Genomic DNA, 1,223 nt, shown 5'->3' on the forward strand with positions numbered 1-1,223 from the left:
GGCGCTGGTGACGCTGTGCCTGCTGCTGGGCTGCTGGCTGGTCGGCAGGAGCCTCTACCAGCTGACGAGTTGACCCCCGGGGCGCGGCGGTGTCGCTGATCCCGTCCAGCATCGGCATGATCGCCCGCTTGAGCGGCATCGTCAGGGACAGCCCGGCCCAGGTGGAGTCCAGACCCTCGACGAAGCCGGGGAGTCCTGCCTCGTCCACCTCGAAGCGGTCGTACGACCAGTGGTCGAGGCCGAGCTCCGCGTAGGCGGCCCGATGGAGGACCGGGGACAGGGAATGGGCGATGGGCGAGCCGAGGACGGCGGCCCGACGGGCCTCATTCGAGCGCATCGAACTTTTCCTTGAGCTTCAAGAATTCTTCGTAGTTCTTGGCGAACTCGGTCTTGTGCTGCCCGTCGGTGGCGACGAAGTAGATCCAGCCGTCAGCAGTCGGGTTCTTCGCGGCGGCGAGGGCATCGGTGCCCGGGTTACCGATGGGTCCGGGCGTGAGGCCCCGCTGCGTGTAGGTGTTGTACGGATCCTTGTTCTTGTGGATCTCGGACACGCTGATATTGATCTTGCTCTGCTTCTTGAGGTAATTGAACGTCGAGTCGAACTGAAGCAGCTGATTCGTCTCGGTGTTGGTGGGCTTGAGACGGTTGTAGATGACTTCGCTCATCTTCCGGAAGTCGTCGTGCGTCTTGCCCTCCGCCTGGACGAGGCTCGCGACGGTGAGCACCTGCCAAGGGCCGTCCAGATCGTGCTCCGCGGCTGTCTCTTCCAGGTCCAGCTTGTCATATTCGACCGTCGCCCGGCCGACCATCTTCTTCAGCACGGCTTCGGGCTTCGTCCCCTTGGAGACCGAATAGGTGGCAGGATAGAGGAAGCCCTCCAGCGGATCCTTTATCAGCGGGTCGTTATCGGCCCATTCGGGCAGGCCGAGACTGCCCGCATTCTTTTTGGCGACCTCCGCCGTCGTGCCGATCTTGAGGTCAAGCTTCTTGTCGATCATCTCGTAGACGGATGCGTTGCGCGTCCCCGGGGCCACCATGAGACCGTTCTGGCTCTTCGGGTCGAGCAACAACTCGAAGGCACTCTCGGCTGACATCTCCTTTTTCAGGATGTAACTGCCGGCCTGAACGGACTTCCCCTTGAATTTTCCGTTCTGTGCAGAGATGAAGGCGTCGACGGATTTGACGACACCAGCCTTCTTGAGAATGCTGGCGATCTCGTTCCC

1 protein-coding gene and 1 pseudogene are annotated in these 1,223 nt (G+C 61.7%); both read right to left on the bottom strand.

The annotated features are described in order from the left end of the window. Positions 1-337, bottom strand: a pseudogene (locus ABZ646_RS46955) (hypothetical protein); the annotation flags it as partial. Next, the coding region (gene mltG / locus ABZ646_RS46960; RefSeq protein ID WP_360534009.1) for an endolytic transglycosylase MltG at positions 324-1,223 on the bottom strand (900 nt) is incomplete at its 5' end. The gene mltG and the pseudogene ABZ646_RS46955, both read right to left, overlap by 14 nt.

It is taken from the genome of Streptomyces sp. NPDC007162 (assembly GCF_040634175.1).
GTDB lineage: Bacteria > Actinomycetota > Actinomycetes > Streptomycetales > Streptomycetaceae > Streptomyces.